The 15,432-nt window shown below is 62.5% G+C and carries 16 protein-coding genes; 6 read left to right on the top strand and 10 right to left on the bottom strand.

The genetic code is table 11. From position 1 onward, the window contains the following. Window positions 1–205: 205 nt before the first annotated feature. The 4 genes from AC0L2D_RS05860 to AC0L2D_RS05845 form a co-directional block, all read right to left on the bottom strand. Window positions 206–835: an HAD family hydrolase gene (locus tag AC0L2D_RS05860; RefSeq protein WP_473540570.1), complete on the bottom strand. Its 630-nt coding sequence runs from the start codon at window positions 833–835 to the stop codon at window positions 206–208. Beyond that, window positions 835–2,355, bottom strand: coding sequence for an FGGY-family carbohydrate kinase (locus tag AC0L2D_RS05855; protein ID WP_064994610.1), 1,521 nt, complete (start codon window positions 2,353–2,355; stop codon window positions 835–837). Before AC0L2D_RS05855 ends, AC0L2D_RS05860 begins: the two co-directional genes overlap by 1 nt. Window positions 2,356–2,518: 163 nt before the next feature. Continuing rightward, a complete protein-coding gene (locus AC0L2D_RS05850; RefSeq protein ID WP_013530267.1) occupies window positions 2,519–3,319 on the bottom strand; it encodes a BtpA/SgcQ family protein in 801 nt (266 codons plus the stop codon). Window positions 3,320–3,358: 39 nt separating this feature from the next. Then, the gene (locus AC0L2D_RS05845) at window positions 3,359–4,219 is read right to left on the bottom strand and encodes a DeoR/GlpR family DNA-binding transcription regulator (RefSeq protein WP_473540569.1); all 861 of its coding nucleotides are present in this window, start codon (window positions 4,217–4,219) and stop codon (window positions 3,359–3,361) included. Between the two features lie 166 nt (window positions 4,220–4,385). Here AC0L2D_RS05845 and AC0L2D_RS05840 point away from each other — a divergent pair, with 166 nt between their 5' ends. The 6 genes from AC0L2D_RS05840 to AC0L2D_RS05815 all read left to right on the top strand — a co-directional run bounded on the left by AC0L2D_RS05840 (window position 4,386) and on the right by AC0L2D_RS05815 (window position 10,374). Next, window positions 4,386–5,186, top strand: a complete 801-nt coding sequence (locus tag AC0L2D_RS05840; protein ID WP_473540568.1) for an SDR family NAD(P)-dependent oxidoreductase — start codon at window positions 4,386–4,388, stop codon at window positions 5,184–5,186. 174 nt (window positions 5,187–5,360) lie between these two features. Next, on the top strand, window positions 5,361–6,536 hold the full coding sequence (locus tag AC0L2D_RS05835) for an ABC transporter ATP-binding protein (RefSeq protein ID WP_013530270.1): 1,176 nt from the start codon (window positions 5,361–5,363) through the stop codon (window positions 6,534–6,536). Beyond that, the gene (locus AC0L2D_RS05830) at window positions 6,533–7,363 is read left to right on the top strand and encodes a carbohydrate ABC transporter permease (protein ID WP_013530271.1); all 831 of its coding nucleotides are present in this window, start codon (window positions 6,533–6,535) and stop codon (window positions 7,361–7,363) included. The genes AC0L2D_RS05835 and AC0L2D_RS05830 overlap by 4 nt, the downstream gene beginning before the upstream one ends. A 95-nt stretch (window positions 7,364–7,458) precedes the next feature. Then, window positions 7,459–8,754, top strand: coding sequence for an ABC transporter substrate-binding protein (locus AC0L2D_RS05825; protein WP_081714225.1), 1,296 nt, complete (start codon window positions 7,459–7,461; stop codon window positions 8,752–8,754). 111 nt (window positions 8,755–8,865) lie between these two features. Further along, window positions 8,866–9,780, top strand: coding sequence for a carbohydrate ABC transporter permease (locus AC0L2D_RS05820; protein ID WP_473540567.1), 915 nt, complete (start codon window positions 8,866–8,868; stop codon window positions 9,778–9,780). A gap of 60 nt (window positions 9,781–9,840) precedes the next feature. Continuing rightward, on the top strand, window positions 9,841–10,374 hold the full coding sequence (locus AC0L2D_RS05815; protein WP_473540566.1) for a hypothetical protein: 534 nt from the start codon (window positions 9,841–9,843) through the stop codon (window positions 10,372–10,374). A 44-nt stretch (window positions 10,375–10,418) separates the two neighbouring features. On the opposite strand, the gene AC0L2D_RS05810 is transcribed toward AC0L2D_RS05815, so the two are convergent. Genes AC0L2D_RS05810 through AC0L2D_RS05785 form a run of 6 tightly spaced genes read right to left on the bottom strand, consistent with a single transcriptional unit; the run spans window position 10,419 to window position 15,409 of the window. Then, a complete protein-coding gene (locus tag AC0L2D_RS05810) occupies window positions 10,419–11,012 on the bottom strand; it encodes a hypothetical protein (RefSeq protein WP_473540565.1) in 594 nt (197 codons plus the stop codon). Next, window positions 11,009–11,599, bottom strand: coding sequence for a L,D-transpeptidase (locus tag AC0L2D_RS05805; RefSeq protein ID WP_275953958.1), 591 nt, complete (start codon window positions 11,597–11,599; stop codon window positions 11,009–11,011). Before AC0L2D_RS05805 ends, AC0L2D_RS05810 begins: the two co-directional genes overlap by 4 nt. Continuing rightward, window positions 11,583–12,746 carry a CpaE/TadZ family protein gene (locus AC0L2D_RS05800; RefSeq protein ID WP_013530277.1) on the bottom strand — a complete coding sequence of 388 codons (1,164 nt, stop codon included), beginning with the start codon at window positions 12,744–12,746 and terminating at the stop codon, window positions 11,583–11,585. Before AC0L2D_RS05800 ends, AC0L2D_RS05805 begins: the two co-directional genes overlap by 17 nt. Continuing rightward, entirely contained in the window at window positions 12,743–13,378 is a 636-nt protein-coding gene (locus AC0L2D_RS05795; RefSeq protein ID WP_275953957.1) for a TadE/TadG family type IV pilus assembly protein, read from the bottom strand. The genes AC0L2D_RS05800 and AC0L2D_RS05795 overlap by 4 nt, the downstream gene beginning before the upstream one ends. Further along, window positions 13,372–13,866: a TadE/TadG family type IV pilus assembly protein gene (locus AC0L2D_RS05790; RefSeq protein ID WP_275953956.1), complete on the bottom strand. Its 495-nt coding sequence runs from the start codon at window positions 13,864–13,866 to the stop codon at window positions 13,372–13,374. Before AC0L2D_RS05790 ends, AC0L2D_RS05795 begins: the two co-directional genes overlap by 7 nt. A gap of 7 nt (window positions 13,867–13,873) precedes the next feature. Beyond that, window positions 13,874–15,409 carry a pilus assembly protein TadG-related protein gene (locus AC0L2D_RS05785; RefSeq protein WP_275953955.1) on the bottom strand — a complete coding sequence of 512 codons (1,536 nt, stop codon included), beginning with the start codon at window positions 15,407–15,409 and terminating at the stop codon, window positions 13,874–13,876. Between the last annotated feature and the right edge of the window lie 23 nt (window positions 15,410–15,432).

Below are 15,432 nucleotides of genomic sequence, written 5' to 3'. Positions count from 1 at the left end.
CTTTTGACAACAAATATCCCGTCACTTGCGCAGACTGAGCGGCATGGACCGCTCGCTCGGCGAGACGCAAGGCGAATGCGGAACGAGCGGAACCCGGTCCAACGTTCGTCAGTTCCTGCCAAGGCATTCGCTTGGGACCAGCCGGCGGACGCCCGATCCTCCGGCTTGCCCAAGCGCGCACCCGGACGCGGCGACGCGCAAACCCTCAGCCGGGAAACAGGTCCAGGATCGACGACAGACGGTTGGCACTGAGATCGATGTCGCTGAGCGGGCCGCCGCTGGGGAGATAGCCAACCACGAACAGACCGGCGGCCCGTGCGGCCTTGGTGCCGGTGCGGCTGTCTTCCACAGCGACGACGGATCCCGGAGCTATGGCGAGCTGCCGGCAGGCCTCGCGATAGGGCGTTGGGTCGGGTTTGCCGACCGGAACGTCGTCGAGGCTGATTGTGAGGCTCATATGGTCGAGCACGCCGAGCGCATCGAGATTGGCATTGACGACTTGCCGGCCGGAATTTGACACGCAGACCTGCGGGACGCCGCGGTCAGCCAGGGTCCGGATCGTCTCGACCGCCTCGGGGATCGGGATGGCGTCCGCCCGGTTGGCGACGTAGTGGGCATTGATGGCGGCGAGCCACTCCGCCTGGTCAAGCCCGACTGGGAGGCGCGGACGCAGCATTGTCCAGACGTCGCCCATATGGATGCCGCGAAAGGCTTGGTCGGGCAGGTCGTCAAGATCGACGTTCCAGTTGCGGCAGCCGGCGAGGAGAGATTGATGATGCAACGGCTCGCTGTCGATCAGCGTTCCGTCGATGTCCCAGGCGACGGCGCGATACATCACGATGGCGATCCCGCTTTGGTCGCGCCAGGAGCCGATAGGCGTGTATAGAGATCGCGATAGCGGCGATAACCGTCGCGGTAGATGTCGGCCTTGCGCGGGTCGGGATCGAGCCGGTCGGCGAAGCTGACGAAACCGGAAACGCCCGACCAGTCGTCGGTCAGGCCGGTGCCGATCGCCGCCGTCCAGGCAGCGCCGATGCAAGAGCCGGGGTGCCCGGTCAGGCGTTGGACCGGCTTTTGCAAGACATCCGCGACAATCTGCATCCAGACCTTGCTGCTTGAGCCGCCGTCGGAGGCGAGATAGCGCTCGGTCCGATGGCCCATGTCGTTGAGCACCTCGACATGATGCGCGATGGCAAAGGCATAGGCCTCGAGCAAAGCGCGCCAGACATGGCCGGTATCGTGCGAAAGCGTCAGGCCGTCGATCACGCCGCGGGCCGCTGGATCATGGATCGGCGTCTTCTCGCCAAGGAAATAGGGCAGGATGATGAGGCCCTCGGCACCGGCGGGACGCTCTGCCGCCAGTGCATCGAGCCGCTGGTGTACGGAAATACCCTCGGCCTGTGCCGCGGCCATCTCGCCGCCGGCGAAATTGCGTACGAACCAGTTGAGGGCGGAGCCGCCTGTCGACATGCAGCCATTGGGCATGAACAGGCCCGGCACCAGATGATAATCGAGATACATGCGCGGATCGGGCTTGATCTGATCGGTAGCGATCAGGATATCGACCGAGCCGCCGAATTTCAGGAGGACATCGCCCGGCTTGGCGACGCCGGCGCCAAGCGCGGAGGCGATCATGTCGGCTGCACCGCCGACGACCGGTGTCCCCGCCATCAGGCCGGTCTCATCGGCGGCCTTCGCCGAGACGGAACCGAGGATCTCATGCGAGGCGATCTTTCGTGGCACGGCCGAGCGCGGTATGTGCGCGAGCGCCACCAGATCGTCGTCGATCCGGTGCGTCGAAACGTCGACGAAGCCGGCCTCCAGCGCCCAGTTCTGCTCGACCGCACGTTCGCCGGTGAGGCGCCAGTTGATATAATCGTAGGAGCCGAAAACGGTGGCGATGCGGCTGAACACCTCCGGCTCGTGACGCTCAATCCAGCGCAGCTTTGCGGTGACGAGCTGTTGGTTGATGCCGTTGCCGGCCTTGGCGATGAAAGCCGTCTCATCGCATTCGGTCCGCAGTTCGGCCACTTCGGCGCCACAGCGGCCGTCGCTCTGCTGGATGCTCGGCCGCAGCACTTCGCCCTTCTCGTTCAGAAGAACGACCGCCGGCAGCATGCCGGTGGTGCCGACCGCCACGATTTCCTCGGCCTTGATGCCGCTGGTCCTGAGCAACTCCTGCACGATGCCGCGGACATTGGTCCACCATTGCGCGGGATCTTCCTCGGCCCAGCCCGCATGCTCGGAATGCAGCGTGACGGGGCGCGAGGCGAGGCCCAGCACCTGATCGGGAAGCCGGATCAGGATGCCGATCGTCGAGGTGGTGCCGATATCGAGACCGAGAACGAACGCCATGTCGAATCCATTGAAATGCTGGGAAGGGCAGGCGGGCGAAACCTGTCTGCCTCGTTGTGTCTCACTGCTCGATACCAGTCGATCATTCCGGACGCCGGCCTGCAACGATCGATATGATCACCGCGAGCCGGCGCGATGGCCGGCATCGCCGTGGAAGCCGTCCTCAGCGCAAAGTGGCGACAACATCCATGAAGCGCTTGACCCGATCGCCGTCGACGGCGTTCCAGGTATTGCCACCGATCTTGAAATGGGTCCCGATCACGACGCCGCTTGCCAGCGAAAGGACGTCGCGGACATTGTCGATGTTCACGCCGGTGTTGGCGAAGACCGGCACGTCCTTGATCGTCTCGCAGACGCTGCGCAGGTGGGACTGGTCGGCCGGCTGGCCGGTGATCGGACCGGAGACGAGGATCGCGTCTGCCATCGACGAGAACACCGCGCTCTTGGCACGCAATTCAATCGGGCGCTGGTCGAGCGAGTGTGCGAACTCGGCATTGATGTTGAAGAGAAGCTTCATGTCGTCGCGACCAAGGTTGTGCCGCAGGCGCGAGGCGGCGGCGCAATCGGGCTCCCACAAGCCCATATCGGAAGCGAACAGGCCGGTGAAGATCTCGCGCACGAAACGGGCTCCGGTGGCAGCTCCGATCGCGACGCTGGCAGTCGGATCCCAGAGATAGTTGACGCCAAACGGCACTTTCAGCTCGGGCTTCACCGCCTGGACGATGGCAGTCATGGCGGCAATGCCCTCGGGCGGCGCCTTGAAGACATAGGGGCGGTCGTTCTCGTTGCCGAACATGATGGCATCGACGCCGCCGTTCTGCAGCTTGCGGATGTCGGAGAGTACGCCATCGATCAGCTTGTCGAGGCCGCCATCGGCATCATAGAGGGGCGTTCCCGGCAGGGCACCGATATGTGCCATCGAGATGACAGCCTTCTTCTTGTCGCCGAAAAATTCAAATACCATCGAGTCTTCTCCTTGGGGATAAAGTGAAAATGGCGCGCCTCAGTCGCGCGTCAGTGGCGGCGCGATGCGCAGGTCGACCTTGGCCGCGGCGAGCGCCGCGGCGATCTTGGCCGGCGGCTCGGCATCGGTGATGAGGATGTCGATGTCCGACAGTGGCGCTATCCGCACCAGCGACATGCGCAGGAATTTGGCGGAATCGCACAGGACGATCTTGGTGCCTGACCGCCTCAGATAGGCGCGCTTCATATCGGTATCATCGAAGGAATAATCGAAGAGGCCGTCCGCTGTGATACCGGAGACGCCGATCACGGCGACATCGAACCACAGCGCCTCGAACTGGGCGATGGCCGCAGGCCCGCCGGTCGACATCTCGTCGGCCCGTACGCGGCCGCCGGCAACATAGACTTCGGGCACACCGCCATTCAGCGCCGCCGCGATCCTGAGGCTGTTGGTGAACACCTTGGCGTGCGGAAGGTCCCTGAGGTGCTCGGCCATCAGATAGGTGGTGGTGCCGACATCCAATGCGATCGTGCGGTATCCCGAAACCAGCGCGGCCGCGGCCGTGGCAATCGCGGCCTTCGGGTCGCGGCGCTGGCGCAAGCGCGAATCGAAACTCGGCTCTTCGCTGTCCATGGCGACCAGCGGCGGGTTGTCGGCCTCGATCGCGCCGCCATGGATTCGGACCAGCCTACCCTCGCGTTCCAGTTCGACGAGGTCGCGGCGGATCGTCATGTCGGAAACGGCAAGTTCGGCCGCTGCCGCGGCGACGGTGAGCGACCCCGTCCGGCGCAGCAAAGCCAGGATGCGTGCCTGCCGGTCGTGCGCGAGAAGGCGCTGACGATCGGCGTCGCGCGGTGCGCCATGCGGCGATGTCTCAGGAAGGGTGGTGTCGTCTGCCATCGATGTATCCGGTGGGTAAGCCGCCGACGAAGCGGTCTGCTGATCTTCACACTATCGCATGATCGAACATTTTCAAACAAAAATATGTTTGCAGTGTTCGATTTTATTGGTATGCATCTCGATATCAACAAAATGCGTTTCGCCATCAAGCAGAGAGAATACGACCATGCCAGCTGTCTCCGTCACGCCTCCCGTGCTTGCCGAACTCGCGGGCAAGCGAGCCTTCGTGACGGGCGGTGGCGCGGGGATCGGCCGGGCGATCGCGACCGCCCTGACGCGGCAGGGCGTCGCCGTGGCGATCGGCGATCTGGATCCCAACGCGGCACGTCAGGCGGCTGAGGAAATTGGTGGCGGTGCCGCCGCCGTCACGGTCGATGTCCGCCGCCGCGATTCCGTCGAGGCGGCCTTCTACACCGTACTGGAAGCGCTTGGCGGCTGCGACATCCTGATCGCCAATGCCGGCGTGTCCACCATGCAGCACGCGCTCGATCTGACCGACGAAGAGTGGGACTTCAACTTTTCGGTCAATGCCCGCGGTGTATTCCTGGCAAATCAGATCGCTGGACGGCATTTTGTCAAGCAGGGCACGGGCTGCATCGTCAACACCGCCTCGCTTGCCGCGAAGGTCGGTGCGCCGCTCCTGGCGCATTATTCGGCATCCAAGTTCGCCGTGCTCGGCTGGACGCAGGCCTTTGCCCGCGAGCTCGCGCCCAAGGGGATACGCGTCAATGCCGTCTGTCCGGGGTTCGTCAAGACCGGCATGCAGTCGCGCGAAGTCGAATGGGAGGCGCATCTGCGGCAAGTCACGCCCGAACGGGTGGTCGCCGACTATATTGCGCAGACGCCGCTCGGCCGGCTCGAGCTGCCGGAGGATGTCGCCGACGTCGTCGTGTTCCTCTGCTCGGATCAAGCCCGCTTCATGACCGGCCAGGGCGTCAACGTGACCGGCGGCGTCTACATGACCTGACGGCTTTCGGCGGCTGTAGCCGGATACTGATGCGGGCACGCGCCTATCCAAAAAAGTGAACACATATGATCAGAAGTTAGGCTTTTAATGTTATATTTTGTTCTCTAAGATGACCGTTCGCTCGACTTCGGCCTTCGGCGTCAGCCGGGTCAGACCGGTTCATGAGGAAAGTCTATGGCGTCTATCGAGCTCGATCGCGTTTCCAAGCTCTACGGCAATGGCAATTACGGGGTGCATGAGGTCGATCTCACCATTCCCGATGGTGAATTCGTGATCTTTCTCGGTCCGTCGGGATGCGGCAAGTCGACGACGCTGCGGATGATTGCCGGCCTGGAGAGTATCTCCTCCGGCGATCTTCGCATCGGTGGCAAGAGCGTCGCCAATGTCGCGCCGCGCGACCGAAACGTCGCCGTGGTGTTCCAGAGCTACGCGCTCTATCCGCACATGTCGGTGCGGCAGAATATGGCCTTCGGGCTGAAGATGCGCGGCACCGACGCGGCGGTCATCGATGCCAAGATTGCAGACGCCGCTAACCTGCTCGGTCTGCAGAATCTTCTCGGCCGCAAGCCGGCAGCGCTTTCGGGTGGCCAGCGGCAGCGTGTCGCGCTCGGCCGGGCGATCGTTCGCGAACCGGCGGCCTTCCTGCTTGACGAACCGCTGTCCAATCTCGATGCGCAACTGCGTGCCGAGATGCGGCTCGAACTCGTGAAGCTGCACCGGCGCCTCGGCCGCACCATCGTCCATGTCACCCACGACCAGGTCGAGGCGATGACCATGGGCGATCGCATATGCATCATGCGCGATGGTCGCCTGATCCAGGCCGGCCGGCCGCTTGAAGTCTATGCCGACCCGGTCAACACCTTCGTCGCACGCTTCCTGGCGACGCCGCCGATGAACCTCATTCCGGCCACGCTTCAGGCCGCACCTGGCGAAGGGCTCTCCGTCCTGACCGACAGCGGTGCCGTGCTTGCCGTCCCCGCCCGCCACCGCAACGCTTATGGCGAGCGTGCCGGGCGCCGCGTCATTCTGGGCGTGCGGGCCGAGGATTTCCACGAAAGCCCCGACAAGCCGGACTGGCAGAAGATTGCCGTACGGGTTGTGGCCGTCGAGGCTCTCGGCGCCGAGAACGTCCTGATCGGCCAGATTGCCGGTCACGCCACCGGCAGGGATGATGCTCACCCCGCGGGGGGCGACAAGCCGTTGGAGATCGCCGCCCGCCTCAGCCGTTATTTCACGGCGCCCGTCGGCTCGATGGTCGAACTCTACATCGACCCGCTGCCGATGCACCTCTTTGATCCCGAAACCGAACTGGTCATCGCGCGGCCGAGCCTCATGGGGGCCACGCGATGACCAGCATGGACAGAAACGAACGGCCGGCCTTTCGTCGCCGCTTCGGCTTGCATTTCGGGCTGATTGTCGTCTGCGCCATCGTGCTGCTGCCGCCGCTCTGGGTGCTGCGGACAAGCTTCGTCCCCGAGCAGTTGTCCTACAGCAACGAGCTGATGCCGGCCTTTACGACGGACAATTATTCGGCGCTGCTGTCGAGCCGCTTCGGTCAGTCCTACCTCAACAGCCTGATCGTCGCGCTCGGCTCGGTTCTGCTCGCATTGCCTTTTGCCGCCACCACCGGCTATGCCTTCGCCCGCTTCCGCACGGGCGGTCGTTGGGCGCGTTTTGCCGTTCTGGCGACGCAGATGTTGCCGCCCGTGGCGCTGGTGCTGCCGACCTTCACGCTGTTCCGAAGCCTGGAGCTCAGCAATTCGCTGACGGGGCTGATCATCGTCTATGCCGCGCTCAACCTGCCTTTCCTGACCTGGATACTGATGGGCTTCTTCGAGGGCATTCCAGTGGATCTGGAATGGGCGGCGATGACCGACGGCGCGACCGCCTGGGGCGCCTTCTGGCGTATTGTCCTGCCGGTGTCGATGCCCGGTATCGCGGCCGCCGGCGTGCTTGGCTTTATCCTGGCGTGGAATGAGTTTTTGTTTGCCCTGGTTTTGAGCGGGCCGAAGACGGCAACCATACCGGTTGCGCTTGCGGCGTTGCAGACCTCGAACGGCGTCCAGATCGCCAAGGTTTCTGCCGGCGTCGTCCTTGCCATCCTGCCGCTGGTCGTGGCTTCCCGCTTCATCCAGCGTTTCATCGTCCAGGGCTTGACGTTCGGCAGCGTGAAATAGGCCGGCCGCTCCGAGAGCCGACATGGCTCGCTAGCCGGTTATGAAATCGTGGCGGGATCACCGCCGCGTCCAGAGGGAAAGAGGAGTAGAGAGTTATGACTTGGAACAAGCAGACCTTGATCAAAATGCTGATGACGGCCGTGAGCGGGGCAGCTGTTGTCGGCGCATCGCTTCCGGCCAGGGCGGCTGAGCCCATCACCTTGCACGCCTTGATGGAGGACGTGCCGGAAACCAAGATCATTGAAGCGCTGTTGCCCGAATTCGAGAAGCAGACCGGCATCAAGGTCGAGTTCGAGAAGATCGGCTATCCTGACATGCACGACAAGCTGGTGTCGCAGCTGACCGCGCCGCAGAGCTATTACAATGTGCTCGAGGTCGACTTCCTGTGGGCCGGCGAATTTCCGGCGGCCGGCTGGCTGGCCGACCTGAAACCCTTCGTCGAGAAATCCAAATACGATCTGAGCCCCTTCATTCCCTCGACGCTTGACCTGCTCGGCCGAACCAAGGACCAGCTGTTCCTGGTGCCCATGTACAACTACTCGATGGGCCTCCTCTACCGGAAGGACCTGATCGGCGATGAGAAGCTCAAGGCCGCCTACAAGACGGCAACCGGCAAGGAGCTCGCTTTGCCGACGACGCTCGAAGATTATGTGGCGATTTCCAAATTCATGAAGGCCAATGCCGGCGTCGCCGGAGCCGCGATGCAGGGCCAGCGCGGCGATCCCAACAGCATGGAATTCTCCAACTACCTGTTCTCCGCCGGCGGCAGCTACCTCAATGCCGACGGCAAGGCGAGCCTCGACACGGCAGAGGCCAAGAAGGCGCTCGATCTCTATGTCGACAATATCCAGCACGGCGCCCAGCAGGGTGCCGTGTCGGCGACGCTCGACGACACCATGCGCCTGATGTGCAGCGGTTCCGCCTTCAGCATGGTCACCTATTGGTGGATGCTGCCGCAGATGGACGATGCCGTGAAGTGTCCGACGGTCGCCGGCAAGGTCGGCCTGTCGGTGATGCCGGGCGGCCATGGCGAGAGCGGCGGTTGGGGCTGGGGCATTCCCAAGAACACGTCGCCGGAAGAGCAGGAAGCCGCCTGGACCTTCATCCAGTGGGTGCAGAGCAAGGATGTTTCGGTGAAGCGCGCGCTCGAGGGCCACGCGCCCGTGCGCAGCGATGTCTATGCCGATGCGGCGGTGCTGGCGAAATATCCCTTCTACAAGACCGCTCAGGATGTGGTGGCGACCGGCAAGTCGTTCCCGATCTTCACCTATTCGGCGCAATACGAGGATCTGCTCGGTACCCAGCTTTCGCTGGCGGCTGGCGGCCAGGCGACATCGGACGCGGCGCTGAAGGCAGCTTCCGACGGCCTGCAGGGGCTCCTCGACAAATAGCGGTCCGGCTCGGCAAGGAGATCCGGCGCGGCGGTGTCAGCCGCGCCGGATCTTCCAGACCCCGGATCTTGACGAGATCAGCAACGCCACCCCCACCAAGGCTCGGCCACGATGCACAATGCGATCAAAAAAGGATGGGCTGCCCGTGGCCGCGAGTGGCGGACCGGCTGGGCCTTTGCCTTGCCCGGCCTGCTGCTGCTGGCGATCGTGATGGGCTTTCCCCTGGCCTATGCCTGCATCCTCTCGATCTCCTCGATGACCTTGATCAAGCCGCAGCTCCTGCCGCTTGTCGGGTTAAAGAATTTCGCCTCGATGATCGGCGATGAGCTGTTCTGGAACGCGCTCTGGCTCACCGTGCGCTATTCGGCGGTGACCGTGGTCGGTGAATTCGTGATCGGGCTCGGCATCGCCCTGATGCTCAACCGGACGGTCCGGATGAAGCCGGTCTATTTCGCGGTTCTGACCATTCCCATGGCGATGTCGCCAATCAGCGTCGCCCTGATCTGGCGCATGCTGCTCCAGCCCAATCTCGGCATCGCCAATCATCTCATGGAGATATCAGGCCTGCCGCGCCTCGACTGGCTAGGCACGCCAGGCATGGCACTCTGGACGATGGCGGCGATCGACATCTGGCAGCAAATGTCCTTCGTCGTGCTGATCCTCGCCGCGGGGCTCGCCGCTTTGCCGCGCGATCCCTATGAGGCTGCTGAAGTGGACGGCGCGCGCGGCTGGCAGCAATTCCTCTACATCACGCTGCCGATGCTTCGGCCGGTCGCGGCGATCACCATCATCATCCAGCTGATCAACGAATTCCGGACCTACGATCTGCCCTATGTCCTGACCAAGGGCGGGCCGGGCAACGCGACCGAAGTGCTGAGCTTCTTTGCCTATCGCCGTGCCTTTCTCGGCCTTTCGCTCAACGAAGGCGCGGCAGCCGCGTTCGTGCTGCTGCTGATCGTCCTTCTGCTCACCGTGATCTTCTTCGCCGTCCTCGAACGCTCGCAATCGGGAGAGGGCCGGAAGTAGGGCTGTTAAGCCTTGAGCAATCTATGCGGTCTATCCTGGCTTGCAGATTGTCGAGGGAACATGAAACGCCAGCCGCTTCTGCTTTTCGCCTTTCCGTTTCTCATTCTGGCGGTCCTGGCAGGGGAGCGCATGGCGACCTTGTTGCTGGGCATCTATCCAGCCAGCCCCACCGCATGGTGGCTATGGCTTGAACTGCGCCCTCTGTCGACGGTGCTTTGGCAGCAGGTGGATGTCTGGCTGGGCGGTTCCATGGCTTTCGAAGCCGCTATCCTTGCCGCCGCATCGATCGTCTGCTGGATGGCGTGCCACGCCAAGCGGTCGGCTTTCTTCTTCCTCGCCAACCATATCGCCCTGATTTTCGCCGGGCTGATGATCGCGGTCGGCAGCCATTCGGAAACGGCGAGCACGATTGCCGAATTTACGTCGCCCAAGGGTCTTCCGTATTCGCTGGCCGTCGATTTCACCTTGAAGAACAGCCTGGTGCTGCTTTTGGGCTTCGTGGCCTGTGCCTACTGCCACATCGCCTTCCTCACCGAGGTGCGGGAGCGGTCCGTCCGGGCCATCCGCATCCTGGCGCTGCAGCGCGATCTCTAGATCATTCGCCACTTACACCTTGCACGATCCGGGCTCTGCCGGGTCTAGTTGATCCGGCGGTAATAGACCTTGCCGTCGGGCTGCTGGATGCGCTGGTAGTTGGAGCTGGGAGCAGGGGGCGACGCCGATGCGATTCTCCTCCTGGGTGCGGGCGCTTCGATGACGCCGGGTTCGCTCGCGCTCTCGCCGCCGAGGGCTTCGGGCGCTTGCGCCAGCGTGCTGGTAGCGATCTCGGAGGGTTCTTCCGCACCCGGCATGGCCTCGCCGCCGGCGACCGGCATAGTCTGCCCAAGCCGGGCAATGCTGGCATCGATCTCGTTGAAGCTGCCTTGCAACTGGCTGTCCAGTTTCTCGAACCGGCTCTGAAAACCGTTGTTGACCGTGTCGAGCCGGGCTGCGATCCGCTGCTCGAACGCGCCGAGTTGCTCCAGCCGCGCCTCGACGAAACGCAGGTCGCTCATGCCCCGATAGAGATAGACCGCGGCCGCCATGTTGACTGCGGTGATCAGAAGCGCGCCACCGGCGACGATGACGGCGATCGTCTTTGCCTTGCTGGGTTTCCCGGCGGCAGCCGGTTCGCGCTGTTCCTGGTTTCCGATATCGATCGCCGGCATGTCCGGTTCGCTGATCATCGTCATTGGACCACCACCTTTGCGCCGACCGCGACGCGTTTGAAAAGATCGATCACATCCGTGTTGGTGAGGCGAAAACAGCCCGATGTCCCGTCGAAGCCGACACCCGACGGGTCGTTGGTGCCGTGTATGCGGTAGAGCGTGTCGCGCCCGTCCCGCGACAGGTAGAGCGCCCTTGCGCCGAGCGGGTTGTAGGGGCCGGCGGGCACCATTTTCGGCAGCTCCGGCTGGCGGGCGCGCATTTCCTGCGGCGGGCGCCACTCCGGCCATTCGGTCTTCGCCCCGACCTTGACGATTCCGGTCCAGCCGAACCCGTCGCGCCCGACGCTGATCTGGTAGCGCAGCGCCTGGCCCTGGCGGGTCACCAGGTAAAGCGCCTTCTCGTCCTTGCGGATGATGATCGTTCCCGGCTGCTCGGCGGTTCTAAAGGCAACGGCCTTGCGCAGGCTGGGTCCCATCGCCGGCAGCGGCGGCCGCTCCGAAAGTGCTGATCGCGCCTCGGCGAAGCCGTGGACGGACAGCGCCAGCGCCAGGCCGAGCACGCAGGCGCCGGCGAGCTTTGGGGCGATCCGGTATCTATCGGGCAGCGTCATCGAGCCGCTCTTTGAACATCCGCTTCAGATCCTTGTTGAAGCGCGCCCGCCCATCCACTTCGGAAGGCGGGATGGCCCGGTTCAGCGCATCGGTCAGAAGCGCGTTGTCGAGCGCGACCGACTTGATGTGCGGCGCCTTGAAGATCTTTTCGAGCTCGCTGCGCGAAAAATGGTTCCCGAACCATTTGCGCTTGTGCTTGTTGGCGACCAGCGTGATGCTGACCGCATTGCCGCGCAGCTCGCGGATCTTTTTGTAGAGCCGCTTGCCTTGCCGCAGCGAAGCGACATTGAGTTCGAACACGATGAAGATCTCGTCGCTCGTCGACAGCACGGAATTGTGCCAGGGCGTTTCGAGATTGGGCAGGTCGATGACGATGTCGTCGAAGCGGTAGGCGACGAGGTCGAGCAGCCGGAAGACGAAATCGCTGCCATGCGGCTCGAACGGCAGTTGCGGCCGCTCGAATGCGTAGAGGGTGAGGCCGGACGGGCGCGACAGCTTGATGACGTCCATCAGCTCGACATCGAGCCGCTCCGGCTGGCCGATGATGCCGGCAAGGTCGAACTGGTTGAACAGATTGAGATAGGCGCCGCAATTGGCGCTCTGGAAATCCAGGTCGACGAGACAGGTGGACGCCGCGCGCTCGCCCGATTTCGACGCCAGGAATTCGGCCGCCGACAGCGCCAGCGTCGTGGCGCCGGCGCCGCCGCTGGCGCTGATGAAGGTGATGATCCGGCTCTTGGTTCCCTGGTTGCCGGTGTCGTGGAAGGTCACCGCATTGAGCAGTTCCTTGCCGTCGAGCGGCTTGTGCAGCCAGTCCGAGGCGTTCATGCGCACCAGCACGCGCGTCTGCTCCGAGCTCAGCTCGTCGGAAACCGCGATCAGCGGCACGCTGGCCCACAGCGCGCGCGCCTCGACGATGCCGGGCCTGCCGAGCAACTCGCCATTGCCGAGATCGAGGATGACGATGCCCGGGCGCGTGTCGGCCGGCGGCCCCTTGAGGAAGTCGCTCGTCTCGGAAACCCTGACATCATAGATCGCCAGCGCATCGAGCCGCGTCGCCACATCGCGCTTGAAATTCGGATCCGACGAAAACAGCGCCACCTGCTTGCGCTTGGTCGGCGTGACCTTGGTGTTGATGGCGTTCATGGCCAGGTACTCTTCAAATCTTCGCCCGTGACCGTGCTCAGCATGGAGGGCATGGTGATGTTTCCGAATCCGAGCAGTCCGCCCAGGAAGAAGAACTGGAAGGGATGATTGGTGATGCTGACCGTGATGGTCGGCACTGGCCCGCCGGGCCGCGTCCAGTAGCCGAGGCCGGAGGCCTGGTATTGAATACTGACTTCGGACTTGGCCAGCATCGGCAGGAATGTCTGCATTCCGGCCCGGCTGCTGTTGCCGCTGAAAATGAAATTAAAGGCATCCTGGCTTACATTGAGGTTCTGGCATGTAGCGCCTGTGCCGCAAAGGCAAGTTACGCTTCCCGCGGTATTGGCGGTGCAGATATAGTTGTAAGTGTTTGCGGGTACCGCAGTGCCAACTTTGGTTAAATCGCTCTGCGTTATCGTCTCGGCTAGAAGCCCGCTGGCGACAGGGGTAGAAATCTGCGCCAGTCGTGCGCCGGCTTGCACCGCTTTATTCCCGGCGTTCCATTGATAAAAAGCGTAGCCGAAATCGACGAAGCCAAGCAGAAGCGTTAACAGCAGCGGCATCACTATGGCCATTTCGACCATTGTCGCTCCGGACTGGTTCGCCCAAAACTTGATGCGCTCCGTCACCATCCAATGACTCGCTCCTGATGGGACACGCTGAGGGTCAGTGGACTAAACCCAAGATATGACAGGAATCCGAAGCCTGAATAAGAATAGGAGGTAGTGACGTCCACGACATCAACAGTGGTCGTGCTGCTAAGATAAAGCTGCGTGCCCGTGGCCACATCAACCGCGTCCAGTGAGACCGCCTTGGTGATGTCAACTGTCGCCGGCAGCCATCCGGTCACTCTGGCGCTGCCGTTAGCGACCGCCCCATTGGCAGCAAGGTTCTGGGCTCGGCCCTTGCAAGTCGCCCAATCGCTGCTGCATCGTGCCATGTAGCGACCCGCATCCTCAACGCCGGCTTCGAGAAGCAGGCGCGTGTTCAGGATGTTGGAGAACTCGAACACACCGGCCGACAACAGCAAGACGAGTGGTATCGTGATCGCGGCTTCCACCAAAGCGGCGCCACTTTCGTCGCCTTGGAACCGTCCAATGATTCTGCGGAGCCTGGTCATGTCAGCGCTACCGATACAACTGGGCTTCGTTGCGGAATGCTTTGTCTACAAGAGTGTTATTTGCAAATCCGCCATCGACATCGACGATCTCAAGGCTGATCGCCTTCTCGGCGCCTGTACCGTCCGGATTGTCCTCGTCGTTGGGATTCACCTTCTGGATGGGGTTGTTCAGAAAGACGCTCGCATAGCCATCCGGCTTGACCGCGGTGTGCCCGTTCAGCTTCGCCTGGTTCGCATTGCAGTCGATGATGGCCATGTTCATCAACCGGCGGCTCGGATCCGCCTTGGTCAGGTCTCCCTTATAGCACGAAGGCGTTCCCACTTCGTTTGAAGGCCCTTTCGATTTGTCCCCTACGATCCCGGCCGCGATTTCATAATTGTAGACATCATACCTGGATGCGGGGACGTTACGCTTGAGCGGATCAGTCTTCGCCGGGAGGTTCGGATAGGATGCGTTCTTGTGGTTAGCGGCCCAGTAGGCAGTCCAGAACGAATTCGAGGCGATCGGCAGCGTCATGCCCTTAGCGGAGTCATAGCCGGTGCCGTCCGGGAGAGGCAACGCGGAACCATCCGTCGCGACATCAAACTTGTTGCAATTGCTGTTCTTGCTGGCCCCCTTGCGGACATTGCTCGCCGGGCGGTAGCCAAGGTCTGTGTTGTTTTTCAGATTGCCCTGATAAAGATCGAAGCGGACATTGAGGCCAGTATTGACCTGACCCAAGGTGACACCTGTTTTCGTGGTCAGCGAAGTGCGGCTGTAGCAGGTGCCGGCGGTCCCCTTGGCCATCCCCTCCTGTATCGAGGTCAGACCGTTTTCCAGCAGGCCAAAGTTGCCGGGACCGGGGTTGCTGTCGACCTTTAGGACACGGAATTCTCGGCTATAGGTGTCGCCCGAAGCGAACGCCTGCTGGATCGTCTTGCTGGTCAACGGGTCGTTGGTCTCGAACGGATTGCACATGAAAATTGGCACGGTTTCGCAGATCGACTGGACAAATCCGGCCACCGCTTGTGGCTTTATGTCCATGGTGTTGCTGCCGCCGATAAAGCTTGCCGGAAAGATTGTCGCAAAAGCGCCGGCACCATCCGTCAAGCCGGAAGCATTCACCGTCACCAGGGAGAATGTCACCGCTTTGGGGTCGGTGCTTGCCCAGTTGACACCATTGGCGTCGACACCGGCGGCGCTCAAAGCGATGCTGTCGTCGGCAGGTATCCCGGTCAAATATGTGACGGTCACATCAGCCACGGCGAGCGTGTGGTCGTGAGAGGTAGGACCGTCAGATGTCGAAAACTTGGTTTTGTTGGTGAGCAGGGTTGTCTTCGCCAAATTGGCTCGCGTGATCGAATCCGCTCTGCCGTCCAGTTCCGCAGCCGTCGCAAGCGCTAGCGCATCGACACCCTTCTGCAGATCGTTGTGAAGTCCGTTGGCTCGGCTCATATCGATGGCCAGCAGGGCGAAGCCGATAAGCACGGGCAGCATGATAGCCACGAGGATCATCGCTACGCCGCGTTGATCGTTCCAGAAGGCTCGAATGGTCCCCAACATGACCTTACTCTCTGCTTTCCTGC

Source organism: Mesorhizobium sp. WSM4833 (assembly GCF_055811095.1).
This window is presented reverse-complemented; position numbering and strand designations above follow the sequence as displayed.

Excerpts from the sequence above, each read along its gene's own strand:
- AC0L2D_RS05785 (WP_275953955.1), bottom strand. The coding sequence starts at position 15,409 with ATGTTGGGGACCATTCGAGCCTTCTGGAACGATCAACGCGGCGTAGCG.
- AC0L2D_RS05805 (WP_275953958.1), bottom strand. The coding sequence starts at position 11,599 with ATGACGCTGCCCGATAGATACCGGATCGCCCCAAAGCTCGCCGGCGCC.
- AC0L2D_RS05795 (WP_275953957.1), bottom strand. The coding sequence starts at position 13,378 with ATGGTGACGGAGCGCATCAAGTTTTGGGCGAACCAGTCCGGAGCGACA.
- AC0L2D_RS05850 (WP_013530267.1), bottom strand. The coding sequence starts at position 3,319 with ATGGTATTTGAATTTTTCGGCGACAAGAAGAAGGCTGTCATCTCGATG.
- AC0L2D_RS05860 (WP_473540570.1), bottom strand. The coding sequence starts at position 835 with ATGTATCGCGCCGTCGCCTGGGACATCGACGGAACGCTGATCGACAGC.
- AC0L2D_RS05855 (WP_064994610.1), bottom strand. The coding sequence starts at position 2,355 with ATGGCGTTCGTTCTCGGTCTCGATATCGGCACCACCTCGACGATCGGC.
- AC0L2D_RS05830 (WP_013530271.1), top strand. The coding sequence starts at position 6,533 with ATGACCAGCATGGACAGAAACGAACGGCCGGCCTTTCGTCGCCGCTTC.
- AC0L2D_RS05835 (WP_013530270.1), top strand. The coding sequence starts at position 5,361 with ATGGCGTCTATCGAGCTCGATCGCGTTTCCAAGCTCTACGGCAATGGC.
- AC0L2D_RS05800 (WP_013530277.1), bottom strand. The coding sequence starts at position 12,746 with ATGAACGCCATCAACACCAAGGTCACGCCGACCAAGCGCAAGCAGGTG.
- AC0L2D_RS05815 (WP_473540566.1), top strand. The coding sequence starts at position 9,841 with ATGAAACGCCAGCCGCTTCTGCTTTTCGCCTTTCCGTTTCTCATTCTG.
- AC0L2D_RS05790 (WP_275953956.1), bottom strand. The coding sequence starts at position 13,866 with ATGACCAGGCTCCGCAGAATCATTGGACGGTTCCAAGGCGACGAAAGT.
- AC0L2D_RS05810 (WP_473540565.1), bottom strand. The coding sequence starts at position 11,012 with ATGACGATGATCAGCGAACCGGACATGCCGGCGATCGATATCGGAAAC.
- AC0L2D_RS05820 (WP_473540567.1), top strand. The coding sequence starts at position 8,866 with ATGCACAATGCGATCAAAAAAGGATGGGCTGCCCGTGGCCGCGAGTGG.
- AC0L2D_RS05840 (WP_473540568.1), top strand. The coding sequence starts at position 4,386 with ATGCCAGCTGTCTCCGTCACGCCTCCCGTGCTTGCCGAACTCGCGGGC.
- AC0L2D_RS05845 (WP_473540569.1), bottom strand. The coding sequence starts at position 4,219 with ATGGCAGACGACACCACCCTTCCTGAGACATCGCCGCATGGCGCACCG.
- AC0L2D_RS05825 (WP_081714225.1), top strand. The coding sequence starts at position 7,459 with ATGACTTGGAACAAGCAGACCTTGATCAAAATGCTGATGACGGCCGTG.